This window comes from Hyphococcus luteus, from assembly GCF_002943565.1.
In the GTDB taxonomy this organism is placed as follows: domain Bacteria; phylum Pseudomonadota; class Alphaproteobacteria; order Caulobacterales; family Parvularculaceae; genus Hyphococcus; species Hyphococcus luteus.
The window spans coordinates 864941-888399 of sequence record NZ_PJCH01000005.1; the positions used below are offsets into that span (position 1 = coordinate 864941).

The window sequence follows — 23459 nt, forward strand, 5'->3', positions numbered from 1 at the left end:
GAACCCGATGACAAAAACCGAAGACAGAGATGAAGCGCGCCGGGCGTTCCTGGAAAAAGCCGGCTGGGCCGAGGCCGAGGCCGCGCCGCTGGCGGGCGACGCCTCGACGCGCAGCTATCAGCGCCTCATGCTCGACGGCCGGCCGGCGGTGTTGATGATCGCGCCGCCCGGCGCAGAAGCCCCGGCCTGTCCGCCGGACGCCGACGAGGCCGCGCGGCGCGCGCTTGGCTACAACGCCATGGCGCGGCTCGCCGGGCCGAATCTCAACGCTTTCACGGCTCTCTCCGAAGCCCTGCGCGCGGCGGGTCTTTCCGCGCCGGACGTCTACGCCGCGGACGCCTCGGCGGGCCTCGCGCTGATCGAGGACCTCGGCGACGATCTTTTCGCGCGGGTCGTCGGGCGCGTCGAGGAGGAAAGGCTTTACCGCGCCGCCATCGATGCGCTCGCCGCGCTGCACCGGCAGGCGCCGTCGAAACCGTCCGGCGCCGGCTATCGAATGCTCGATTATGACGCGCTCGCCATGGAGGCCGAAGCCGCGCTCCTCATCGACTGGTATTGGCCGCTCAAGAAAGGCGCCCCCGCTGAAGAAAGTCTGACTGCGGAGTATTTCGACATCTGGCGCGCGACGCTCGCCGGGCTCTCCGCGCCGCATGCTTTTGTCCTGCGCGATTATCATGCGGAAAACCTCTTATGGCTGCCGGACAGGTCGGGCGTCGAACAGGTCGGGATCATCGATTTTCAGGACGCGCTCTTCGGCCATGCGGCCTATGACGTCGTCTCGCTCCTCGAAGATGCGCGCCGCGATGTCGACCTGGAACTCGCCGAGGCGATGATCGTCTGTTATCTTTCGATTTCGAATGCCGATCGGGAGGCTTTCATGCGCGATTACGCAATTCTTGCGGCGCAGCGCAACGCCAAGATTCTCGGCATTTTCGCGCGGCTGGCGAAACGCGATAAAAAGCCCCGCTATCTCGATCTGCTGCCCCGCGTGGAAGCGCATTTCGCCCGCGATCTCGCCCGTCCCGAGCTCGCGCCCTTGCGCGCCTTCTTCGCCAAGCACCTGCCGGATCTCGTCTCATGAGCGAGGGATCGAACAGCGTTCCCAAAACGGCGATGGTGCTCGCCGCCGGGCTCGGCACACGCATGCGGCCTTTGACCGACGCGACGCCGAAGCCTTTGATCGATGTCGACGGCAAGGCGCTGATGGATTACGCGCTCGACCGTTTCGCGCGCGCCGGCGTCGAGCGCGCGGTGGTCAATGTTCATTATCTCGCCGACAAGGTCGAACGTCATGTGGAAGGCCGCCCTGCGCCGGAAATCGTCATTTCCGACGAGCGTGATCTTATCCTCGAAACCGGCGGCGGTCTTAAGAAGGCGCGGGGCCTCTTAGGTGACGAGCCGGTTTATTGCACCAACACCGATGCGATCATGATCGACGGCGGCGGAACGGAAGCCTGCGCCCTGCTCGCGAATGAATGGAACGATGCGGCGATGGATGCGCTGTTGTTGCTCGTGCCCATCGACCGCACCAGCGGGTATGACGGAAGCGGGGATTTCGACCGTTCCGAAGACGGGCAGATCTCTTTGCGCGCGGGCGAAACCGCGCCTTACGTCTTCACCGGGCTGCAGATTATTGCCCCGTCGCTCATCGACGAAGGGCCGGAGGGACCGTTCTCGACGCGGGTCCTGTGGGACAAGGCCGCCGAGCGGGGCCGGCTGTTCGGCGCGGTCTATGGCGGCGAGTGGCTGCATGTAGGCGATGCGGCGGGCCTCGCCGCCGCCGAAGCGCGCCTCGCCGGACCGTTTCTGTAATGGCGGGCGGGGTTTTCACGGCGCCCGGGCCCCGGATTTTCTCCATCGCCTCCGGCCGGCCCTTTCTCGCCGATCTTGCGGGAGAGCTGACGGCCTCGATTAAAGCCGCCGGCTTCGTGGCGCCCGAGGCGACCGTCTATCTGCCGACCCGGCGCGCGGCGCGGGCGCTCGCCGCCGCCTTTCTCGAGGCGTCGGGCGCGGACGCCGCGCTGACGCCGCATATCAAGACCCTCGGCGATATCGACGAAGACGAATTCGCCCTCGACGGCGAGGATGTCGCCGCCGCGCTTGAGGACGAACTGGCGCTGGCGCCGCCGGTTCCGTCTGCGGAACGGCGTCTCTTGCTGGCGCGGCTGATCGCGGAAAAGGAAAAGAATTATTTCGACGGCCAGCGTCACTGGGCCGGCGCCATCGCCGCCGCCGACGAGCTCGGGCGGCTTCTGGATTCTCTTTACACAGAGGAAATTGATCCCGCGGCGCTGCAAGGCTTGACGCCGGATCATCTCGCGAAACACTGGCGGGACTCGCTCGAATTTCTCGAAATCGTCACGCAGCTCTGGCCCGCCCATCTCGCCGCTGAAGGGTTGAGCGATCCGGCGGCGCGGCGCATCGCCTTGATCGACGCGCAAAGAAAACGCTGGGAGGCCGAGCCGCCGCAAAAGCCGGTGATCATCGCCGGGACTACCGGCTCGACCCCGGCGGTGGCGCGGCTGATGAAGCTGGTCGCCGGCTTTAAGTGCGGCTGCGTCGTTCTGCCCGGTCTCGATCTCGCTGCCAGCGCCCATGTCTGGGAGGCGGTGGACGAGCCCCATCCCCAGAGCGGGCTGAAAGCGCTGACCGAGGCGCTGGAGATTTCCCGCGAGGACGTGAAACCCTGGCCCGGCAGCGAAACGCCGGGCGCCCGCGCGGGGCTCGTCACCGTCGCCTTGCGGCCCGCCGGCGCCTCCGATGACTGGCGCCAATGGGCGGAAGACGCGAAGGCGGCGGGTCCGGAAATCAAATCCGCTTTGCACGGATTATCGCTGATCGAAGCGCGCGACGAAGACGAGGAGGCGAGCGTCATCGCGCTTAAATTCCGCGAGGCGATCGAAACGCCGGAGTTGACGGCGATGCTGGTGACGCCGGACCGCGATCTCGCCCGCCGCGTCTCCATGAAGATGCGCCGCTGGGGCGTTCAGGTCGACGATTCCGCCGGCGCGCCTTTCGCCAATACGCCTTGCGGCGTTTATCTGCGCCTCGTCGCGGCCTGGCTGTGCGATCCGACGGACCCGGTGAAGCTGACGGCGATGACCGATCATCCCCGCTTCGGCGGCGGGCTCGATGAAGCGGGCCGTCACAAGGCGGCGCGGCGCATCGATCTCGGCCTGCGCGGGCTGCGCCCGCAAAACGGTTTCGACGGCGTCAGGGCGAAGCTCGAAGCGGAGAAGAAACTTTCCGAAGATGTTTCGGCGATCATCGACCTCCTGGAGCGCGTCGCGGCGGACTGGCCCCCTGCGGAAGCGAGTTTCGCCGAGCGTTTTGAGGCGCATCTGAAAGCCGCGGAAGCGTTAAGCGCCGGCGCTGAGGAGACCGGCGCCGAGCGGCTCTGGCGCGGTGAAGACGGCGAGGCGGGCGCCGCCCTGATGGCGCAATTGCGGACGGGGCTGCCCCTCATCGTTCATGACGCCGCAAACGAATATGCCGACATTTTCGCGCGACTCATCGCCGGGGGCGCGGTGCGCCGCCGCGCCCCGGCCCATCCGCGCCTCTCGGTTCTCGGGCCCCTCGAAGCGCGGCTTCAAAGCGCCGATCTCGTCATTCTCGGGGGGCTCAATGAAGGCGTCTGGCCGCGCGACGCCGCCATCGATCCGTTTCTGTCGCGGCCCATGCGGAAAGACTTGGGCCTTCCCTCGCCGGAGCGGCGCATCGGCCTCGCCGCGCATGATTTCGCGCAGCTCGCCGCCGCGCCGGAGGTGGTTTTAACGCGCGCGGGCCGCGCGGCGGGCAAACCCACCAAACCTTCGCGCTGGATCGTCCGCCTGAAGAACATCCTGAAAGGCGCCGATCTTTTGAAGGATGTCGAGGAAACGCATGGCGCCTGCGCGCTCGCGGCGCTCCTGGACCGGCCGGAGACCATCACGCAGATCGGCGCGCCGCATCCCAAACCCCCGGTCGCGGCGCGGCCGGCCTCGCTGTCGGTGACGCAGGTGGAAAAACTGCTGCGCGATCCCTATTCGATCTATGCGCAGAAAATACTGCGGATCAGAAAACTCGACCCTCTGGGCGAGGATTTCGACCAGCGCCATCTCGGCAATCTCTTTCACAAAGTGCTGGAAGATTATGCGAAGGAAGCGCCGCCATCCTCGCGCGAGGCGGCGATTGCGCGTCTCGCCGCTTTGTATGAAGAACACGCGCCAGCGCATGGCCTCGACGCCAGCCACGAAGCCTTCTGGCGCGCCCGGGCGGCGGCGGCGTTCGATTTTCTCGCGGACTGGGACGCGGCCCGGCGGGCGCAAGGCGCGCCTGCGGTGACAGAGGACAAGGGGACAACGACAATCGATATCGCCGGCGCCGAATACGAGCTGACGGCGCGCGCCGACCGCATTGACCGTCTCGAAGACGGCTCGGCCTTCATTGTCGATTACAAGACCGGCGCCCCGCCGAGCCTTAAACAGGCGCAGGCCTTCAGCCCGCAATTGCCGCTGACCGGGATGATCGTCGAGGCGGGCGGCTTTGAGGCGCTGGGTCCGGCGCGGGTCGCGGGTTTTGAATATGTGCGCGTCGTCTCCCGCAAGGCGAATGAGAAATTCGCCGGCGCCGAAGGCGATGAGGCGGCGGATCACATCGCCGAGGCGCGGGACGGGCTCATGAAACTCTTCGGCCATTTCGCCAACGCCGATCAGGCTTATCCCTCCCAGCCGCGCCCGCAATTCATGAACGAGTATGGCGATTACGATCACCTGGCGCGCCGGCGCGAACGCAGCGCGCAAGGCGAAAGCGGCCCAAATGGAAGCGGGGAGAGCGAATGACCCCTCTTGAAGAAACCACCAACAACCAGCGCACAGCGGCGGATCCGGCCCGCTCCGTTTTCGTCATGGCCAATGCAGGCTCGGGCAAGACGCGCGTTCTGACCAACCGCGTGGCGCGGCTCCTCCTCGCCGGATCGCCGCCGGAAAAGATTCTGTGCATCACCTTCACCAAGGCTGCGGCGGCGGAAATGGCCGAGCGGCTTTTCGAGGTGCTCGGCGCATGGGCGCTCGCCAGCGACGAGGAGCTGGTTGAGGCGCTCAAAGAACTGGAAGGAAAAGAAGCGACGGAGAAATCCGCCGACGATCTCGCCCATGCGCGCCGGCTGTTCGCGCGCGCGCTGGAAACGCCGGGCGGGCTGAAGATCCAGACCATTCACTCTTTCTGCGAAAGCGTCTTGCGCCGTTTCCCGATCGAGGCGGGCGCGCCGCCGGGCTTTGTCGTCGCCGAGGACGCGCAGGCCATGGCGCTCCTGAATGACGCGCTCGACTGGCTCGCCGCGAAGGCGCGCGAGGACGCGGCGCTCGCCGCCGATTTCGATCTTCTGTCGCTTAAACGCAACGAGCAGGATCTGCGCGCGCTGCTGATCTCCGCCTCGAAGACGCCGGACGATCTGGAAGAGGCCGCGGCGATGCTGGCGAAGGCGCTCGCCGTCAATCCGAACGAGACGCCAGGGACCATCAAGCGCAAATTCTTGGGCGAGATTTCCGTCGACGATCTGCGCCGCGCCCATGACGGGCTCGCCGCGGAAGGCAAGCAGCCCCAGGCGGCGGCGAAACGCCTGTCGGCGTTTTTCACGGCGGCCAATGATGAGGAGCGCTGGGACGCGCTCGTCAAAACCTTTCTGGTGGCCGACCAGTCGAAGACCGTGGACCGCATCGCCTCGAAAGCGACGGACAAGCACGATCCCTGGGTCGGGCCTTATGTGAACACGCTGAAAGAGCTCGTTTTCGACGAGGTTCAGGCGCTTCGGGCCCAGGCGATTTACGAAGATACGCTGGCCTTGAACCGTCTCGCCGGCGCGTTGCGCGCCCGCTACGCCGAAACGAAAGCGGCGCGGGCGATGCTCGATTTCGACGATTTGATCGCCCGCGCGGACAGTCTTTTCCGGCGTGTCGAAGCGCAATGGATCATGTACAAGCTCGACTATGGCATCGATCACATATTGATCGACGAGGCGCAGGACACCTCGCCCGGCCAATGGGCGGTGGTTGAAAATCTGTTTACAGACTATTTCTCCGGCGCCGGCGCGCGCGACGATCTGCGCAGCTTTTTCGCCGTCGGCGACATGAAGCAGTCGATCTATTCCTTTCAGGGCGCCGATGTCAGCCTCTTCAAGGAAAAGGAGCACGATCTCGGCGAACGGCTGGCGAAAGTCACGGCCTACGCCAACATTCCGCTGACCCTTTCCTTCCGCACGACCGAGCCGGTGCTGTCCTTCGTGGATGCGGCCTTCGCCGACCGCGACGCGGCGGAGGGACTGGGCGAAGAGGGCGATCTTCTCCACGGCGTCTGCCGCGAAGGCGTCGCGGGGCTGGTCGAACTCTGGCCGCTGACGCCGCGCCCGGACAAGCTGGCGGTCAACCCCTGGGACGCGCCGGTGGACGCGCCTGAAGCCGATCATCCGGTGCGGGTCCTGTGCGACCGCGTGGCGGCGACCGTCAAGGGCTGGCTCGACCGCAAGGAGCATCTGGAATCGCGCGAACGCCCGATCCGCCCCGGCGACGTCATGATCCTGGTGCAAAGCCGGGGCGCGCTTTTCCGCGACGTCATCCAGCGCCTCTCCGCGGCGGGCGTCCCCGTGGCGGGGCCCGACCGGCTGAAGCTCGCCGAGGACCCGGCGGTGGAGGATTTGCTCTCCTATGCGCGGTTCGCCCTGTCGCAGGATGACGATCTTTCGCTCGCGGAAATCCTCAAAAGCCCGCTTTTCGGTTTCGACGACGACGCCGATCTCTTTCCACTCGGTTTTGAGCGCGGGAAAAATCAGTCCCTGTGGTCTTCCTTGCGCGAACGCGCCGGCGAAAGAAACCACTGGAAAAAAGCGGCGGATGAAATCGCCGAAGCGCGGGCCCTGGCGCGCGCGCAAGGGCCCTATGCGTTCTTCTCGCACATTCTCGAAACCGGTTCGCCTTCCGGACGCAAACGGTTCTTCGCGCGGCTCGGCGAAGCCTCGTCGGACGCCATTGCCGAACTGTTGCGTCAGACGCTCGATTTCGAAAACGGCGCCCCGCGCAGTCTTCGCGAATTCGTCGCCTGGTTCGAAGCGGCCTCGGGCGACATCAAGCGCGAAATGGAGCGCGAAAACACATCCGTCCGTGTGATGACGGTGCACGGCGCCAAGGGGCTGGAGGCGGACATCGTGTTCCTGCTCGACGCCCATCGCGACGTGGATTTGAAAACCATCGGCCCGCTTTTGCCGCCGCCGCGCGAGGCGGGCCTGCCGGAAAACCTGTCGCTCCTCGCCTGGTCGAAAGCGGGCGACGCCATGCTCACCGAAACCGCGCGGGCGGAGAAAACGCGCCTTGCCTTCGAGGAATACCGGCGCCTATTTTACGTCGCCGCGACGCGCGCGCGCGATCGGCTATACATTTGCGGCGTCGAACAGGGCAACAAGAGCGATCCGCAGGCGAAAGCCACAGGCGTCAAGTCCTGGCATTCGCTGGCGATCGATGCGTTCGGGCGGCTGGGCGGCGTCGAGGCCGGCGAAGAGCCCTTCTGGAACGGCGGAACCGAGCCCGCCTTGCGGCTTTCCTGTCCCCAGACAGCGCCGGTTGAAAAAGAAGATCACGCTGCAGCGCCCGCCGCCGCCGGCGCGCCGCCATGGCTTTATAAAGAAGCGCCGAAGGAAGCGCCGCCCCTGCGCTTCGCGCCGTCGAAACTCGAAGGCGAGGAAGAAAACGAATGGCGCGGCGAAGCCCAAGGCGCGGCCTATTCGCCGGTTGCTGGCGGCGATAGATATTTCCGCGGGCGCACCTTGCACCGGCTTCTGGAGCTATTGCCCGATGTCGCGCCGGCGGCGCGCGAGGCGGCGGCGGACCGTCTGCTCGAAAGGCTCGCGCCGGAGATCGCCGAAGACGAACGCGCGCGCTGGCGCGAGGAAGTGATGCGTGTGCTGAGCGATCCGCAATTCGCGGACGTGTTCGCGCCGGGCTCCATGGCCGAAACGCCGATTGCGGGCCGGCCCAGCGGCGCGCCGGAAAGCTTTATGCTGAACGGGCAAATCGACCGGCTCGCGGTCAGCGACGCGCGCGTTCTGGTTGTGGATTACAAAACCAATCGCCCGCCGCCGGCGCGCGCCGAAGACGCCGACCCCGCCTATATCGCTCAGCTTGCGGCCTATCGCGCGCTATTGCAGGAAATCTATCCGGGTCGTGAGATCGTCTGCGCCTTGCTCTGGACCTATGACGCAAGACTCATGGACATACCGGCCGAAATGCTCGATCACGCTTTTGCGCGTTTAAAACTTGCGGGTTGAAACAGGGCCCCCGCGCGCTATCTTCGGGGAAACAGCATTCAGGAGTATGCTTCATGGCTACCAAAACCGTCACCGACGCCAGCTTCGCCGCCGATGTTCTCGATAGCGGCGAGACCGTATTGATTGATTTCTGGGCGGAATGGTGCGGCCCCTGCAAGCAGATCGCGCCGGCGCTCGACGAGATCGCCCAGGAATATGAAGGCAAGCTCACCGTCGCCAAGGTCAATATCGACGAGAATCCGGAAACGCCGGGCAAATACGGCGTGCGCGGCATTCCGACCCTGATGATTTTCTCCGGCGGCGAACATGTCGCGACCCGCGTCGGCGCCGCGCCGAAAAGCCAGCTCGCGGCCTGGGTCGAGGAAGTGCTGAAAGAAGCCGCCGCCTAGAGCCTGATCGGAAACTCTTCAAGCTTCCCGGGATTTGAATAATCAGACGTTCCTGTCAGCGAATCGATGCGTTGGCGGCTCTAAAGTTCAAAAGAGAAGAGCCCGAGCCGCATCGTTTCCCGGCAAGCGGACGTCTGACCATCATACTTCTCGGTCTGTTCAAAATGTTTTGGTCGGGCTCTTAACCGTTCTCGCTTAGGATCTCGCCCGCCAGATAGAGCGAGCCGCTGATGAGCAATCTCGGCGGCTCGTTTTGCGTTTCCGAGCAGGCCTTTTTCATGGCCTCTTCAAGAGAGGCGCACGGCTCCACCGTCAGCCCGCCTTTCTTCGCCGCGGCGGCGACCTCTTTTGGCGCGAGGACGCCGTCATGATCGGCGGCGACGCAGAACACCTTGCGGGCGAGCCCGGCGAAGGGCGCGAAATAGCCCGCGGCGTCCTTGTTTGCCTGCATCCCGGAAATCATCACGAGCGGTTTCGGACTGCGCGCCTCGAGATCGGCCATCAGCGCCGAAATGGCGCGGCCTGCATGAGGGTTGTGCCCGCCGTCGAGCCAGACTTCCGGCTCTTCGCCGAGCGCGCCGCGCGCCAGATCGATGAGCGGGCCCCTGGTCAGGCGCTGCATGCGCGCCGGCCAGCTTGCGTTCACGAGCCCTTTCGAAAGCGTTGCATTGTCGAGTTTCAGGTCCGCCGCGCGGATGGCGGCGACGGTCGTGCCGGCGTTTTCGATCTGGTGCGCGCCGGGCAGGCGGGGCGGGTCGAGATCGCACAGCCCGTCATCGTCCTGATAGATAAGCCGTCCGTGCTCGGAATGAACGCTCCATTGTTCGCCATAGGCGTGGATGTCGGCGCCGATTTTCTGTGCGTGCGATTGCAGCGCCGCCATGGCGTCCGGGCCTTGCGGGGAAATCACCGCCGGTGCGCCGCGGCGGAAAATGCCCGCTTTTTCGCCGGCGACTTCGAGCAGCGTGTCGCCCAGAAACGCCTGATGATCGAGATCGACGGGCGTGACGATAGCGGCGAGTGGCGCTTCCATGACATTGGTGGCGTCGAGACGCCCGCCTAAGCCCACTTCGATGACGGCGTAATCCGCTTTCGTTTCGGCGAAGGCGAGGAACGCCGCGCAGGTCGTCGTTTCGAAATAGGTGAGCATGTCCTCGCCCATGGCCGCGTCGACGCGTTTCAGCGCATCGATCAGCGCGTCGTCGGAGATTTCTTTTCCGGCGACGAGGATGCGCTCGTTGAACCTGACGAGATGCGGCGAGGTGTAGACGTGAACCGACTTGCCGGCGGCGTCTAAAATTGCGCGCAGGAAAGCGACGGTCGAGCCTTTGCCGTTGGTGCCCGCCACATGGAAAAACGGCGGCAGTTTCTTTTGCGGATCGCCGAGACGCGCGAGCGCCCGTTTGATGCGGTCGAGCGATAAATCGATAACAATCGGGCGGCGGTTCGCGATTTCCGCGAGCACGGTTTCAACGTCGCTCACGCGCGTCTTCCTTTGTCCAAGATGAGGGGAGTGTTGCGCCTATTCCGCGGCCTTGTCGAGCGGCGGCGCCTTCTTGGCGTCTTTGGTCTTCGCCGCCGGTTTCTTGTTTGCGTTCGGGGCGGCCTCGGGCTTATGCGTATCGGCGGCGGCGGGCAGCGCGGCGGCGGCCTGACGGCGCTCCTTGATCAGGAGGCGGATAAGCTTCGACAGGGTGGATTTCATGTCGGCGCGGCTGACCACCATGTCGACCATGCCTTTTTCCAGGAGGAATTCGGCGCGCTGGAAACCCTCAGGCAGTTTCTCGCGGATCGTCTGTTCGATGACGCGGGGGCCTGCAAAGCCGATCAGCGCGCCCGGTTCGGCGAGATTGACATCGCCCAGCATGGCGTAAGACGCGGTGACGCCGCCCGTCGTCGGATTGGTGAGAAAGACGATGTAAGGAAGGCCCGCCTCCTTCACCATCTGCACGGCGATGGTGGTGCGCGGCATTTGCATCAGGGAGAGAATGCCTTCCTGCATGCGCGCGCCGCCGGAGGCGGCGAAGACGACCAGAGGCGCGCGTTTTTCGACCGCGACCTCGGCGGCTTTCAGCATCGCTTCGCCGAGCGCCATGCCCATGGAGCCGCCCATGAATTTGAAATTCTGGATCGCCGCCACGACGCCGACGCCGTCAACCGTTCCGTATGCGGCGCGCATGGCGTCCTGCTGGCCGGTCTTGCGGCGGTTTTCTTTCAGCCGGTCCGCATATTTTTTCTCGTCGCGGAATTTTAAAGGGTCGGTGACCGGGTCGGGCAACTCGATCTCTTCATAGGCGCCGTCATCGTAGAGGAGCGCCAGACGTTCCGACGGCGCGAGCGCGAGATGATGGTCGCAGGACGGGCAGACCTGATGCGCCGCATCGAGGTCGCGCTGGAATATCATCTCGCCGCAGCCCGGACATTTGCTCCACAGCGTATCGGAGCTGTCGTCCTTGGGTTTGAAGATGTTCTTTATGCCCGGAGGGATGTTGGAGAGCCAGCTCATATCCGACAGCGCTTTCTACTTGCCTGCTACAGTATCCGTGGTTCTGGACCGTCTACGCTTACACGCGCGCGGCGCGGATCGCCCCCGATATTTCCTGCGCCAGCCTCAAAACCGCGTTAACGGCATTATTAGACTCGCCGGGGTTTGCTTCAAGGGCTTTAGCAAATTCGTCCACAAGCGCGGAGCCAACCACTACGGCGTCCGCAAAAGCGGCGAATTCCCGCGCTTTCTCGCCTGTTTTGATGCCGAAACCGACCGCGGCTGGCAAGCCCGATGCGGTTCTGAGGCGCGCGAGGGCGCCTTTGACGGTCTCTGTCTGGCCCGCCGCCTTGCCGGTGATGCCGGCGACAGAGACGTAATAAACGAAACCGGAGGTGTTTCTGACGACCGCCGGCAGGCGCTCATCGTCCGTCGTCGGGGTCGCGAGGCGGATGAAATCGAGGCCGGCGGCGCGCGCGGGGAGGCACAGCTCGGCGTCCTCTTCCGGCGGCAAATCGACGATGATGAGGCCGTCGACCCCGGCTTCCTTGGCGTCGGCGACGAATTTCTCCGGCCCGTAGGAATAGAACGGGTTGTAATAGCCCATCAGGATGATCGGGGTCTCATCGTCTTCGGCCCGAAATGAGCGAACTATTTCAAGGGTTTTGCGCAAGGTTTGCCCGGATTTGAGGGCGCGCTGGCCCGCGGCGGCGATCGACGGGCCGTCCGCCATGGGGTCGGTGAAGGCGACCCCGAGCTCGATCAGATCCGCCCCGGCGCCGGGAAGTTTTTTGAGAAGCTCGAGCGAGAGGGCCCCGTCCGGATCCCCGGCCATGATGAAGGGGATGAAGGCGGCGCGGTTCTCGGCCTTCAGCTTGTCGAAACGGGCTTTGATGCGGGACATGGGAGCGCGCGCCTGACTGGGTTAAAAGACGGGGGCTAAACCTTGTGGAAATCGAAGCCGCCTGCCTAACGCGCTGGCGGCGGATTGCAAGGAAAAGCTTGAGGGCGGCGCGCCGTCCCGGCATTGAAAAGACATGAACAGCGCGAAATCAGGACTGGCGGGCCGGGCGGCTCTCGGCGCCATCTGGCTTTACCGGCGGAGCCTGTCGCCGTTTCTCTATGCGCTCGGCGTCCGCTGCCGGCATGCGCCGAGCTGTTCGCAATACGCCGCCGAAGCCTTTCGCAAACATCGTTTCGGCCGCGCCTTCTGGCTCAGCCTGTCGCGGTTCAGCCGCTGCCATCCTTTCGGCTCCCACGGTTTCGATCCGGTTCCCGATGACGCGCCGCAGGTCGGCTGGCGTTTCTGGAGGCTCGGCGACTGGGCGTGGACGGAGAGGATGGGGCCGCAAAAGAAAACGGAGCAATGTTCGCACATTGCTCCGTCTACAGAAGATTAGTCCGTTACTTGCGCAGATAGCGCATGGACGGATCGGGCCGGCCGACAAAGCAGGACTTCGTAAAGCCGTAATATTTGATCGCCTTGATGACCGTTTCGGCTTCTTCCTGGCTCGGCGCGGTGAAGGCGTAGTGATTGCCGTTCGAAACGATGGTGAAATGGCCGCCGGAATTTTTGACGGATAACCCGTTCGGGTTGATCGAAACGCAGTCCTCTCCGGCAAGACCGCCTGAAGGCGCAGCGTTGCCCGCAAGCCAGTATTCAAGCGAGGCGTCGGGACGGCCGACAAAGCACTGCTTGTTCATTCCGTAATGCTGGACGATGGTCTTGGCGCGGTTCATTTCCGATTTCTTGGACCCTGCATCGAGCATCCACATGGAGCCCTGGACCAGTTTCCAGCTGCCGTTCTTTTTTGCAACGGAAACGGCGTCCGGGTTGAAGGAGATGCAGTCTTCCTTAAACGGCTTTAAGGGCCGGGCGATGATCGGCCCGCCGGGCAGAGGCCGCGCGATCAGCATTTTTTTCTTCAGCGAGACATGGGCGACATAATCGCTGCGCCCGCTATTATCGGTGAAATGCGTATAGATATGCGCGCGCAATGTGTTCCCGGCGCGCCCGTCGAGCACGATGGTTTTGGTCGCAAAGCTCTGATTGTAAACGGCGGTGATCGCCTCGGTGTTCGAGGCGGGATCGCCGCCCGCGCTGTCGGCGAAGGCGACAGCCGGCGCCGATCCCCAATCGCACGGGTTTGGCGTGCATTCGCCTTTGACGGAAATCTCTAAGGCTCCGCCATTATTCGTAATCGACAGGCTGTGAAGCCCGTCGGTGTTTTTCTCGTAAGCGCCGGTCCACTGGTTCAGCGGCATGCCGGCATATGCGGATGTGATGGTGATGAAGGCTGCGGCGCCCGCAGCGAGTGCTTGTTTGATCATGGTGTTCCCCCTGTTGATCGAGAGCGGCGCTTTTCCTGTTCGCCGCTGACGAGATTGAATCTCGTCGCCAAAGGTGACGCAATTGGGGCTTTTAAAGGGAGATTTCCCGGCTCCCTGTGACGGGGAACACAAGCAGGGCCAGATGAAAAACAGGGCGTGGCGGTGCGTTATTTCTCCGCGCGCTCAAATGTTAGCGAGAAGCCGCCTTCTTCGCCGTCCTGCACGAGGACGATGTCCGCCTGCAGCGTGTCGGCGTCAGGCATCCAGTAGCGGATGGATTTGACGCTCTCCGACGGCGGGTCGGCGCTGAAGGTTATGTCGTTTTCGCCGAGTTCGGTCAGCGCCATGACGATCGGGCCGTTTTCCTCCCAGGTCGAATAGTCGGCGCCGAAATGTTTGAAGCGATAGGCGACGCCGTCCGCTTCTTCGGAAATGACGATATATTCGAGGACGCGCAGGGCGCTGTCTTCGCCTGTGGAGACGCCGCGCGCCATGCCGGTCATGACGCCGCCTTCCGCGGCGGACCAGATTTCCTCGAAGACAAGCCCCTCTCGGCCGCCGCGCCAGTGGCCTTCGAGAAAGGCGAGATCGTCAAGGGAGGCCTCTTGCGCCGCTGCAGCGCTCATGCCCGCCAGGGCGCACAGCGCCGCCGCAAGACCTGTGATGCGTTTCGTCATGGGTTTTCCTTCCCTTTCAATCCGGCCTAAGAAGGGCGCGGTCCGCGCCGTCTCAATCACTCGAGCTTCAAACTACGTCAGATGCAAATGATTGTCTTTGCAACCTGCGCCGCCGAACCGGCGCTTCAGGAAAGCGATCGGGTGCTCGCGGCGGCGCTCGGCGCGCGCGGCTTCGCGGTCGCCGCCGCGCCCTGGAACGGGCCGCAGGACGCGTTCGTGGCCGCCGACGCTGTCGTCATCCGCTCGACCTGGGACTATCAGAAGACGCCGGACGCCTTTGCGGACTGGCTGGCGCGGCTGGAAGGCCGCCCCAATGTCTTCAACCCGCCGGCGATGATGCGCGCCAATATGTCGAAGCGCTACCTTCTGGACCTTGCCGGCAAAGGCGCGCCCCTGCCGCCGACCATGGCGGTCGAGCCCGACCCGGACGCCATCGCGGCGGCGATGGACGCGCTGGGGCTCGCGGAAGCGGTCGTGAAACCCGAGTTCGGCGCGACGGCAAGCGGGCTCTCCGTCGTCCGGCGAGAGGATGCGGCGGGTCTCGCCGCGGCGGCGGCGAAAATGGCCATGCCCGGCCTCGTTCAGGCCCTCGTCCCGGAAATCACGACCGCCGGGGAGACCTCTTTCATTTTTGCCGGGCGCGCGTTCACCCATGCGGTGACCAAGCGCCCGAAATCGGGCGATATTCGCTGCCAGGCCGACCATGGCGGCGCGGCCGCCCTGGCCGATCCGCCGGATTGGGCTGTCGCAGAGGCGCATCGCCTTCTCGCCATGGTTTCCGGCGATCCGCTCTATGCGCGCATCGACGCCGTGACGCTTGACGGGGAGATGCGGCTTATGGAAGTCGAACTCATTGAGCCGGAACTGTTTTTCACCTATTCCCCGGATGCGGCGGCGCGCCTTGCCGGCGCGCTCCTTGAACGCCTCAACTAACGAAGTCTGAAAGCCATGGTCGCCATTACTCTTCCCGACGGGTCTGTCCGCCAGTTCGACGGACCGGTGACGGGAACCCTGATCGCCGAGAACATCTCGAAATCGCTCGCCAAAAAGGCGCTGGCGGCGAAGGTCGACGGCGTCGTCTCGGACCTTTTCGGGACCATCGACCATGACGCGACAGTCGAGATCGTCACCCGCGATCATCCGGACGCGCTCGAGCTTGTGCGCCATGACGCCGCCCACCTGCTCGCCCAGGCCGTGCAGGAGCTTTATCCGGGCACGCAGGTCACCATCGGGCCGACCATCGAGGACGGGTTCTATTACGACTTCGCCCGCGACGAGCCGTTCTCCACCGACGATCTCGCCGCCATCGAAAAGCGCATGATGCAGATCGTCGACGAGGACCGGGCGACCCGCAAGGAAGTCTGGGACCGCGACGAGGCGATCAAACATTTCAAAGAAATCGGCGAAAAATACAAAGCCGAGATCATCGCCGATCTGCCCCAGGACGAAGACGTCAAAATCTACTTCCACGGCGACTGGCACGATCTCTGCCGCGGCCCGCATCTTCCCTCGACCCGCCATATCGGCAAGGCCTTCAAGCTGATGAAGGTCGCGGGCGCCTATTGGCGCGGCGATCACCGCAATCCCATGCTGCACCGGATTTACGGCACCGCATGGCTGAATGACAAAGAACTGAAGGCTTATCTCCACCGGCTCGAAGAGGCGGAAAAGCGCGACCACAGAAAGCTCGGGCGCGAAATGGACCTCTTCCATTTCCAGCAGGAGGCGCAAGGCTCCGTTTTCTGGCATCCCAAAGGCTATCTCGTCTGGCGCCAGCTCGAGGCGTATATCCGCCGCCAGCTCGACGCCGACGGTTATGACGAGGTGAAGACCCCGCAGATTCTCGACTCCGTTTTCTGGGAGCAGTCGGGCCACTGGGCGAAATTCCGCGAGAACATGTTCGTGGTGCCGGACGAAATTCCGTCTACGGATGAAGAAGCGCCGGTGCTCTCCGGCAAAGCCGATCTCATGGCCTTGAAGCCCATGAACTGTCCGGCGCATGTGCAGATCTTCAAGCAGGGCATCAAATCCTATCGCGACCTGCCGATCCGCATGGCGGAGTTCGGCTGCTGTCACCGCAACGAGGCGCATGGCGCGCTGCACGGGCTCATGCGCGTGCGCCAGATGACCCAGGACGACGCGCATATCTTCTGCCGTGAAGATCAGATCACCGACGAGACCCGGCGTTTTCTCGATCTCTTCTCCCGCGTCTATGAAGACATGGGGATGACCGACATCGCCTATAAGCTGGCGACCCGTCCGGAAATGCGCGCCGGCGACGACGCGACCTGGGACCGCGCGGAAAAAGCCCTCGCCGACGCGCTGACGGCCGCCGGGCTCGAGTTCGAATATGCCGAGGGCGAGGGCGCCTTTTACGGGCCGAAGCTCGAGTTTCACCTGACCGACGCCATCGGGCGCACCTGGCAGGCGGGCACCTTCCAGCTCGATTATGTGCTGCCCGAACGGCTCGATGCGACTTATGTGGACGAGGCCGGCGCGCGCCAGCGCCCGGTGATGCTGCATCGCGCGGTCTTCGGCACGTTCGAGCGCTTTATCGGTCTCCTGATCGAACATTATGCGGGCCGCCTGCCGCTCTGGCTGTCGCCGGTGCAGGCGGTGGTGACCACCATCACCTCGGCGGCGGACGAGTATGCGAAAGAGGTTGCGGACGCCCTTTCCGCCGCGGGGCTGCGCGTCGATCTCGACATCCGGTCGGAGAAAATCAACTACAAGGTGCGCGAACATTCCCACGCGAAAATCCCGGTGATCGCAGTGGTCGGCGCCAAGGAGGCGGAAGAAAAGGCGGTGTCCCTGCGCCGCCTCGGCTCGAAGGATCAGGAAACGCTGTCTCTCGACGAGGCGGCGTCGAGGCTGGCGCGCGAGGCGCTGGCGCCGGACCTGAAACGCGCCTAGCCTTTTCAGATGGCCTCAAGCTGGCGCGAGACACGGGACAAGGCGAGCCGGCGCTGGTTTTATGCGCTGTTTTTCCTCTTGCCGTTGACGGCGGTGTTCGGTCATCGCGGCGTCGCGCCTTGGCTGTTGCTCGCGAGCCTTCCCGCCTTCGCCCGGGGCGATTTCTGGCAAGGCGCCTTCGGCAAGCTTTTCGACAACCCGTCGCTTTCCGATCCGCGTTTCGCGAGTTTCGTCGCGCTGTTGTTTTTGTGTTTCTGGATTTTCCTCTCCGCGTTCTGGTCGCCGAAACATCAATACGATCTGTTTTTATACGTGCTGGCGCCGGCGCTGGTCGGCGGCAGCATTGTGTGGTTCTCGCTCAATCTGTCGCGCATATGGGCGTGGCGCTTGGGCCGCGCCTTTTTGCTGGCGATCGCCGGGGGCATGATCATTCTCGCCTTTGAGGGCGTGACGGATGGGTTCCTGCGCCGCGCCTTGCCGCCTTATGAGAATAACAGCGGACGCGACATCATCGCGCTCGGGCGCGGCGTCACTGCGCTCGCCCCGTCGCTCTTTCCCGCGGCGGCCATTGCGGTGCGGCTGTGGTCGCGCAAAGCGGCGCTTTTCGTGCTGGCGCTCGGCGTCGCCGCGGCGGTGAGCAATGACGTTCTCGCCAATGTCGCGGCCTTGAGCGCCGGCTTCGTCGCCGTCGTCATCGCGCTTCCCGCCCCGCGCACGGCGTTGCGCCTGACCGGGTGGGGCGCGATCGCCCTGTTGCTGGCCGCGCCGTTCATGGCGGCGATGATCCCCGTCGATGCGATTTACGCCCGCGCGCAAGCGTCGATGGCGCCGGACGCGCTGGCGGCGGCGTCCTCTTCCCTGCACCGGCTGGCGATCTGGCATGCGACGGGGCTCGAGTCGCTTTCCTGCCTGCCCGCCGGGTGCGGCGCCGATTATGCGCGGATATGGAATGACACAGCGCCTCTGGTCGAGGTGCCGGGCGCGGCGCCGGCGCTCTCCGTCATTCCCATTCACCCGCATAATGTTTTCCTGCAGATCTGGCTCGAACTCGGCCTGCCGGGCGTCGCGGCGACGGCGCTGTTTCTTTATTTCTGTCTTGCGGCGCTGTTGCGCGCGCAATTGTCGAAGGCGGTGAGCGCGGCTGCGGCCGGCGCTTTTGTCGCCATCATCGTCTCGATCCTCGTTGAAGGCAGCCTGTGGCAGGTCTGGCGCCTCGCCGCGATGGCGCTTGCGGCGTCCGGGGTCGCGCTCGCTCATTCGCTGGAGAAACGATGAACGCGCGGGCAGGGTCCGACGCCGCGCAGACGCCTTGCGTCTCGGCGATTGTGGTCAGCTATTTCACCGGTCCGCTCCTGGCGCGCGCGGTCGCCTCCTTGCGCGCCCAGCCTGAGACGGCGGAGGTCATTCTCGTCGACAACGGCAACTTTCCCGGCGAAGTGGAAAAGGCGGTTGAAGGAGGAGGCGCGCCCGTCCGCGTCATTTCCGGCCATGGCAATGTCGGCTTCGCCGCCGGCTGCAATCTCGGCGCGAAGGCGGCAGGCGGCGACTATCTCCTGATTTTCAATCCCGACGCGGTGATGCCCGAAAACGGCTTAGGACAGTTGCTTGACGACGCCTCGACGCTCGAACGCCCCTGGCTCATGGGCGCCAAGCTTGTGGGGCCCGACGGGATCGAACAGCAGGGCTCGCGCCGGCGCGTCCTGACGCCGTGGCGCGCTTTCGTCGAGGCGACGAAGCTTTACCGGCTCGCCCCGCAGCACCCTTATTTCCAACGCTTTAATATGCATACGGACGAATGTCCGGAAAAAATGGGCGAGACGCCGACGCTGTCCGGCGCCGTGATGTTTCTGCCGCGCGGCGACTATGAGGCGGTCGGCGGCATGGACGAGCGCTATTTCCTGCATGTCGAAGACGTCGATTTCTGCCTGCGTTTCGCCAAGGCCGGCGGCAAGGTCTGGTTCAATCCGCATGTGGCGGTCACCCATTATAAAAGTTCCAGCCGGGCGAACCCTGTAAAGATCGAGGCGCGCAAGACCGCCGGGATCATCCGTTATTTCCACACGCATTTCGAGAACGCCTATCCGAAACCTTTCCTCTGGCTTGTGGACGGCGCGCTCTGGGCGATGTTCGGCGTTCTGTTCGTCAAGCGCGCCATCGCCAAGGCGCTGCGCATGGCGCGGTTTTCCCTGAAAGCCGGACGGCGCGGGCTTTCCCGCGCGCTGGCGCTCGGCCGGCGCCGCTCGGAGCGCTAATTCGCGGCTTTATCCGCGCCCGGTCCGAAATAGCCGGAGAGTTCATAAACCGCATAGCGCCGTTTTTCATTGCCGGTCCCGTCATCGACGGTTCCGAGGCGTTTGATGTCGTGAAAGCGGTAATTCACATGCGCATCGTCATTCCGGGTCGTCACGAAAAGAACGCGCTTCATGCGCTGCGGGTCGAAAGGCATGGTGATTTCATAATAAGTGTCGATGGCCGGCGTCGGGCTTAAGGCGGCGAAGGCGATCGGACTCTTCGGCTGGTGATAGAGCATCTCGCCCATGAGATAGCGGTCGTCGATGACGACGGCGTCATAACCCGGGGCATAGGCCATGACGGCGTCGGTCTGCGCCTCCCAGCCGCGCAGGTCCTTGACCGCGCGGGAAAGCCCCAGCCCGTCGATCAGGCCGGGCGCCATGACGGCGGCGGTGAAACCGGCGAACAAAGCCGCATGGAGCGCCGCGTTCGCTTTCACCCAGACGTCTTGCTTGCGCTCCAGCAGAAATTCCGTGACGAGAAGCGTCGCGGCCGGATAGGCGGTCGCCGCCCAGTTGGCGTGGGCGCGCGAGAGAAAAGCCTGCCCGGCGACGATGATGAGCGGCGTCAGCGTCACGATGAGCAGCATGATTTGCCGTTCGTTGAGGCGGCGCCATCGTGTGCAGATATAGAGGAACGCAGCGAAGAAAATAACGCCGAAAACCGCGAACTGCCCGCCGAGAAATTCCAGCAGGGAAAGCGGCTTGAAAAGCTCGTCGTCCCAATCGGCGTTGGCGGCGGTGTGCGAGACGGTCTGAAAATCGTTCGCCGCATTCCAGACGAGGTTCGGCAGGAAAAGCGCGGCGGCGATAAGGGCGGTCAGAACAAGATGCGGCTTTAAAAGGCGGCGGCGAACACCCGGCAGGGCGAGCATCAGAACCAGCGCGACGGGAAAATAGATCATGGCATATTTCGACATCATGCCGAGGCCGATCATCGCGCCGAGCCCGGCGAAATCGGGCGCGCTCGTTTTCTCGGCCTGTGTAATCCGCACGAGAAAGAAAAGCGCCGCCGACCAGAAAAAGAGGAGCGGCGCATCCGTCGCGATGATGAAAGAAGAAAGGATGACGCCAGGCATCAAAAGCCAGCCGAGGCCCGCCCAGAAGGCCGCCCGCTCGCCGAACAATCGTTTCGCCGTCAGGAATAAAAACGCCGCTGAGCCGACATGAAACAACGGCGCCGACAGTCTCGCCGCCCAGTCGGCGTTGCCGAAAAGGCCGGTGGTGAGCGCGATGGCCCAGGCGATGGCCGGCGGTTTGGAAAAATAGCCGAAGTCGAAATTGCGCGACCAGACCCAGTATTGCGTCTCGTCGGGACCCAGCCCTAACGGCGTGACGATCAGCGTCACAATGCGCAGCGCCAGAATCGCGGCGGCGGCGATCCAGAACGTTTTCGTCCACTGGAACCGGGTTTGTCCGTCAGTCGTCATGAGTCTCCGGACATCTTTGCGGGCGCGAGCGCGTAGATGGTTAGGGTCGCTTGATCGCCGTTGGAGTAGTTGAGCCCGTCTATGACCGCAAGCGCCGTCACGGGCGCGCCGTCAAGCGCTGCTTTGAAGGCCGCGTCTTCGCGCGCTTCGACGACCGCCGCGCTCGCCGCGCCGGAAAGGAGGCGCCTGGCGGCGTCTTGCGGGTCCGTAAGCGCCGTTTGCGTGCCGAGAAGGAACACGGCGGAGGGTTCGGCATAGCCGGTGATGGCGACGGGCGCGCGGCCGTCATGGATCGGATGCCTGTCGGCGAGCTCGAGCGCCGCCGACAGGCGCGGGGCGATGGTGAGTTGCGTCAGCCCGGGCAGGACGGCGCCGAGCAGCGTCCAGGCGTAAAGCGAAGCAAGCAGAGAGGCGGCGACGGCGCCTTTGACGGCGCGCCCGCGCCAGAACAGGACGGCGATGAGAAGGGCGGCGATGGCGGTTATGGCGGCGGCGGCGAAATACAGCGCCGCCGGGCCTGCGCCGCTAAAAGCGAGCGGCGGGAGCGCAATCAGCGCCGCCGCCGCAAGTCCGACGCCGGCGTAAAGGAGCGCGCTCGCCTTGCGAACCCAGCCATCGGGAACGCCCGACACCGCCGCCCGCGCCGCCATGATCGCAAGCGCCGGATAAAGCGGCATCACGTAATGCGGTAATTTCGTTGCGGCGATCTCGAAAACGATCCAGGCGGGAATCGCCCAGGCGAGCAGGAAACATTGGCGCCAGTCCGTCCGCGCGCGCCAGCTCTGCAAGAGGCCGGGCAGGATCAGCGCCGCCGCGGGCCAGAACAAAGGCCAGATAAGAAGCGTGTGATAGCCCGGCGGGCCATTATGGCCTTCCTGCGCGTCGCCGATCTTGCCCAGCATGTCGCCGCCGACGGCTTGCGTAAAGAACCGGCCGTCCGTCGCCTGCCAGATGGCGAGGCCCCAGGGCAGGACCATCAGTATAAAGAGGAGAAAGCCGGAAACGGGCCGCATGGCGGCGAGCCAGTTGAACCGCCATTTGCCGCCGGCGACGCCGAGCCCCGTGACGAGGGAGATCATTGGCGCGATCGGGCCTTTGACGAGCGCGGCGGCGCCCTGCGCGGTCCAGAAAAGGAGCGCTGCAGGCCAGCCCGGCTTTCGTCCTTCCTGAACCGCGCCGAAAATCGTGAGAAAAGCGTATTGGGCCATGGCGACAAGCCCTAAAAGCACGCCGTCGGTCTTGGCGATGGTGGCTTCCGCCGCCACGACGGGCGCGCTGGCGAGGAGCAGTCCGGCGAGAAGCCCCGTGCGCGCGTCAAAGGCGCGCGCGCCGGCGAGGAAGGTGAAGATCGCGGCGATGACGACCCCGATCATCGACGGGATGCGATAAGCCCAGATCTCGCGGGCCTCGACGTTCGAAAACGCCTTGACGCTCGCCGCCTGCAGCCAGTAGACGCCGGCCGGCTTTTTGTTTCGCTCCCGGCCCTGAAAGCGGATCGCGACATAGTCGCCGCTCTCGATCATCTGCGCCGTCGCCTGCGCGAAGCGCGCTTCGTCGCGGTCGAGCGGCGGCAGGGCGAAGAGCCCCGCAAAAGCGGTGAAGGCGGCGAAGGCCGCGACGCACAGCAGGCAAAAGCGCCATGTCAAAGGCGCGCCCGCCGTCATGCGAGCCCCCGGCGTCGCGCCGGATGGTGTGAAAGACCCCTCATGGCGGCGGAGCGTAACGCCATCCGCGAGTCTTGTCTCGTCTGTGCGGAAGCAGTGGTGACCCTCGCGGCGCTATCGTTTATGAGCGTTGGTCATGAGCGATGCGCCCTCTCTCACGCCCTCGATCAGCGTCGTCGCGCCCATGCATAATGAGGCGGGCGGGGCGGGCGCGCTTGCGGCCGAAATCGCCGCCGCGCTGGCGGATGTCGATCACGAGATCATCCTCGTCGACGACGCCTCGAGCGATGACACGCTGAAAGTCTTGAAAGCCGCGCGCGCCGGCCTGCCGCAATTGCGCATCTTGCGCCACGAAAAAAACGCCGGGCAGAGCCGCGCCGTCAGGACCGGGGTCCTCGCCGCGAGGGGCGCCGTCATCGCCATGCTCGACGGCGACGGCCAGAACGATCCGGCGGATATTCCCGCGCTTTACCGCCAGCTCATGGAATCGAACGGCGGTCTCGCCATGGTCGCCGGGGAAAGGCGGGGGCGCCAGGACTCGGCGGCGAAGAAGGCCGCCTCGCGCGCCGCCAATGCGATCCGCAAAAAGCTGTTGAACGACGGCTCGGCGGATACGGGCTGCGGCCTCAAGGTTTTCCGGCGGGATGCGTTTTTGCGCCTTCCCTATTTCGACCACATGCACCGCTACCTGCCTGCGCTGATGGCGCGCGAGGGCTTCGGCGTCGCCTTCGCGCCGGTCTCTCACCGGGCCCGGGCGCATGGGCGATCAAAATACACCAATTTCGGCCGGGCGCTGGTCGCCGTGCGCGATCTGATGGGCGTGATGTGGTTAAGGGCGCGGGCGAAGCCGCCGGGGGAAATCACCGAAGAGGCGTAAGGAATGCGCTTGAAATCGGGGCCGGATTTCCGTTTTGGCGCGAGCGCGCGCCCGTGTTAAGCTTACCCGAAATTGGGGCCGCCGGGCCGATCCGGCCATGGGGGGCGGC

The 23459-nt window shown here is 64.6% G+C and carries 18 protein-coding genes; 11 read left to right on the plus strand and 7 right to left on the minus strand.

Going from position 1 to position 23459, the window contains the following annotated elements:
- The first annotated feature begins 7 nt into the window (after positions 1-7).
- The 5 genes from CW354_RS09140 to trxA are packed head-to-tail and all read left to right on the plus strand — an operon-like array spanning position 8 to position 8682.
- Complete coding sequence (locus CW354_RS09140) at positions 8-1081, plus strand: aminoglycoside phosphotransferase family protein (RefSeq protein WP_104830077.1); 1074 nt, start codon at positions 8-10, stop codon at positions 1079-1081.
- Positions 1078-1812: a nucleotidyltransferase family protein gene (locus CW354_RS09145; protein ID WP_104829690.1), complete on the plus strand. Its 735-nt coding sequence runs from the start codon at positions 1078-1080 to the stop codon at positions 1810-1812. The genes CW354_RS09140 and CW354_RS09145 overlap by 4 nt, the downstream gene beginning before the upstream one ends.
- Positions 1812-4820 (plus strand): double-strand break repair protein AddB, encoded by a 3009-nt coding sequence (addB, locus tag CW354_RS09150; protein ID WP_104829691.1) that lies wholly within the window; start codon positions 1812-1814, stop codon positions 4818-4820. Before CW354_RS09145 ends, addB begins: the two co-directional genes overlap by 1 nt.
- Positions 4817-8293 (plus strand): double-strand break repair helicase AddA, encoded by a 3477-nt coding sequence (gene addA / locus CW354_RS09155; protein ID WP_104829692.1) that lies wholly within the window; start codon positions 4817-4819, stop codon positions 8291-8293. The genes addB and addA overlap by 4 nt, the downstream gene beginning before the upstream one ends.
- A 53-nt stretch (positions 8294-8346) precedes the next feature.
- Positions 8347-8682 (plus strand): thioredoxin TrxA, encoded by a 336-nt coding sequence (gene trxA, locus CW354_RS09160; RefSeq protein ID WP_104829693.1) that lies wholly within the window; start codon positions 8347-8349, stop codon positions 8680-8682.
- Between the two features lie 181 nt (positions 8683-8863).
- Here the strand turns inward: trxA and CW354_RS09165 are convergent, their stop codons facing one another.
- From CW354_RS09165 to trpA, 3 genes are read right to left on the minus strand one after another with little or no spacing between them, the layout of a single operon-like run.
- On the minus strand, positions 8864-10165 hold the full coding sequence (locus tag CW354_RS09165; RefSeq protein WP_104829694.1) for a bifunctional folylpolyglutamate synthase/dihydrofolate synthase: 1302 nt from the start codon (positions 10163-10165) through the stop codon (positions 8864-8866).
- 39 nt (positions 10166-10204) lie between these two features.
- Positions 10205-11188, minus strand: coding sequence for an acetyl-CoA carboxylase, carboxyltransferase subunit beta (accD, locus tag CW354_RS09170; protein ID WP_104829695.1), 984 nt, complete (start codon positions 11186-11188; stop codon positions 10205-10207).
- Positions 11189-11246: 58 nt separating this feature from the next.
- On the minus strand, positions 11247-12071 hold the full coding sequence (gene trpA / locus CW354_RS09175; RefSeq protein WP_104829696.1) for a tryptophan synthase subunit alpha: 825 nt from the start codon (positions 12069-12071) through the stop codon (positions 11247-11249).
- A gap of 133 nt (positions 12072-12204) precedes the next feature.
- On the opposite strand from trpA, the gene yidD reads away from it, so the two are divergent.
- Positions 12205-12567 (plus strand): membrane protein insertion efficiency factor YidD, encoded by a 363-nt coding sequence (yidD, locus tag CW354_RS09180; protein ID WP_104829697.1) that lies wholly within the window; start codon positions 12205-12207, stop codon positions 12565-12567.
- Positions 12568-12571: 4 nt separating this feature from the next.
- On the opposite strand, the gene CW354_RS09185 is transcribed toward yidD, so the two are convergent.
- Positions 12572-13498: a hypothetical protein gene (locus CW354_RS09185; protein ID WP_104829698.1), complete on the minus strand. Its 927-nt coding sequence runs from the start codon at positions 13496-13498 to the stop codon at positions 12572-12574.
- A gap of 167 nt (positions 13499-13665) precedes the next feature.
- Positions 13666-14175 (minus strand): DUF6265 family protein, encoded by a 510-nt coding sequence (locus tag CW354_RS09190; RefSeq protein ID WP_104829699.1) that lies wholly within the window; start codon positions 14173-14175, stop codon positions 13666-13668.
- 87 nt (positions 14176-14262) lie between these two features.
- Between CW354_RS09190 and CW354_RS09195 the strand changes: the two genes are divergently transcribed.
- Genes CW354_RS09195 through CW354_RS09210 form a run of 4 tightly spaced genes read left to right on the plus strand, consistent with a single transcriptional unit; the run spans position 14263 to position 19340 of the window.
- Positions 14263-15108, plus strand: coding sequence for an ATP-grasp domain-containing protein (locus CW354_RS09195; RefSeq protein WP_133162253.1), 846 nt, complete (start codon positions 14263-14265; stop codon positions 15106-15108).
- A gap of 15 nt (positions 15109-15123) precedes the next feature.
- Positions 15124-17088: a threonine--tRNA ligase gene (gene thrS / locus CW354_RS09200; protein WP_104829701.1), complete on the plus strand. Its 1965-nt coding sequence runs from the start codon at positions 15124-15126 to the stop codon at positions 17086-17088.
- 9 nt (positions 17089-17097) lie between these two features.
- Positions 17098-18363 carry an O-antigen ligase family protein gene (locus CW354_RS09205; RefSeq protein ID WP_104829702.1) on the plus strand — a complete coding sequence of 422 codons (1266 nt, stop codon included), beginning with the start codon at positions 17098-17100 and terminating at the stop codon, positions 18361-18363.
- Entirely contained in the window at positions 18360-19340 is a 981-nt protein-coding gene (locus CW354_RS09210; protein WP_104829703.1) for a glycosyltransferase family 2 protein, read from the plus strand. Before CW354_RS09205 ends, CW354_RS09210 begins: the two co-directional genes overlap by 4 nt.
- Here CW354_RS09210 and CW354_RS09215 read toward each other — a convergent pair.
- A complete protein-coding gene (locus tag CW354_RS09215; RefSeq protein ID WP_104829704.1) occupies positions 19337-20809 on the minus strand; it encodes an ArnT family glycosyltransferase in 1473 nt (490 codons plus the stop codon). The two genes, CW354_RS09210 and CW354_RS09215, sit on opposite strands and share 4 nt — an antisense overlap.
- Positions 20806-22473: an ArnT family glycosyltransferase gene (locus CW354_RS09220; protein ID WP_104829705.1), complete on the minus strand. Its 1668-nt coding sequence runs from the start codon at positions 22471-22473 to the stop codon at positions 20806-20808. Before CW354_RS09220 ends, CW354_RS09215 begins: the two co-directional genes overlap by 4 nt.
- A gap of 136 nt (positions 22474-22609) precedes the next feature.
- Here CW354_RS09220 and CW354_RS09225 point away from each other — a divergent pair, with 136 nt between their 5' ends.
- Complete coding sequence (locus CW354_RS09225; protein ID WP_104829706.1) at positions 22610-23350, plus strand: glycosyltransferase family 2 protein; 741 nt, start codon at positions 22610-22612, stop codon at positions 23348-23350.
- Positions 23351-23459 lie beyond the last annotated feature (109 nt).

Coding starts and splice junctions, on each gene's coding strand:
- trxA (WP_104829693.1), top strand. CDS start 8,347: ATGGCTACCAAAACCGTCACCGACGCCAGCTTCGCCGCCGATGTTCTC.
- CW354_RS09145 (WP_104829690.1), top strand. CDS start 1,078: ATGAGCGAGGGATCGAACAGCGTTCCCAAAACGGCGATGGTGCTCGCC.
- CW354_RS09220 (WP_104829705.1), bottom strand. CDS start 22,473: ATGACGGCGGGCGCGCCTTTGACATGGCGCTTTTGCCTGCTGTGCGTC.
- CW354_RS09190 (WP_104829699.1), bottom strand. CDS start 14,175: ATGACGAAACGCATCACAGGTCTTGCGGCGGCGCTGTGCGCCCTGGCG.
- CW354_RS09215 (WP_104829704.1), bottom strand. CDS start 20,809: ATGACGACTGACGGACAAACCCGGTTCCAGTGGACGAAAACGTTCTGG.
- addB (WP_104829691.1), top strand. CDS start 1,812: ATGGCGGGCGGGGTTTTCACGGCGCCCGGGCCCCGGATTTTCTCCATC.
- yidD (WP_104829697.1), top strand. CDS start 12,205: ATGAACAGCGCGAAATCAGGACTGGCGGGCCGGGCGGCTCTCGGCGCC.
- CW354_RS09195 (WP_133162253.1), top strand. CDS start 14,263: ATGATTGTCTTTGCAACCTGCGCCGCCGAACCGGCGCTTCAGGAAAGC.
- addA (WP_104829692.1), top strand. CDS start 4,817: ATGACCCCTCTTGAAGAAACCACCAACAACCAGCGCACAGCGGCGGAT.
- thrS (WP_104829701.1), top strand. CDS start 15,124: ATGGTCGCCATTACTCTTCCCGACGGGTCTGTCCGCCAGTTCGACGGA.
- CW354_RS09210 (WP_104829703.1), top strand. CDS start 18,360: ATGAACGCGCGGGCAGGGTCCGACGCCGCGCAGACGCCTTGCGTCTCG.
- CW354_RS09205 (WP_104829702.1), top strand. CDS start 17,098: ATGGCCTCAAGCTGGCGCGAGACACGGGACAAGGCGAGCCGGCGCTGG.
- CW354_RS09140 (WP_104830077.1), top strand. CDS start 8: ATGACAAAAACCGAAGACAGAGATGAAGCGCGCCGGGCGTTCCTGGAA.
- accD (WP_104829695.1), bottom strand. CDS start 11,188: ATGAGCTGGCTCTCCAACATCCCTCCGGGCATAAAGAACATCTTCAAA.
- CW354_RS09185 (WP_104829698.1), bottom strand. CDS start 13,498: ATGATCAAACAAGCACTCGCTGCGGGCGCCGCAGCCTTCATCACCATC.
- trpA (WP_104829696.1), bottom strand. CDS start 12,071: ATGTCCCGCATCAAAGCCCGTTTCGACAAGCTGAAGGCCGAGAACCGC.
- CW354_RS09225 (WP_104829706.1), top strand. CDS start 22,610: ATGAGCGATGCGCCCTCTCTCACGCCCTCGATCAGCGTCGTCGCGCCC.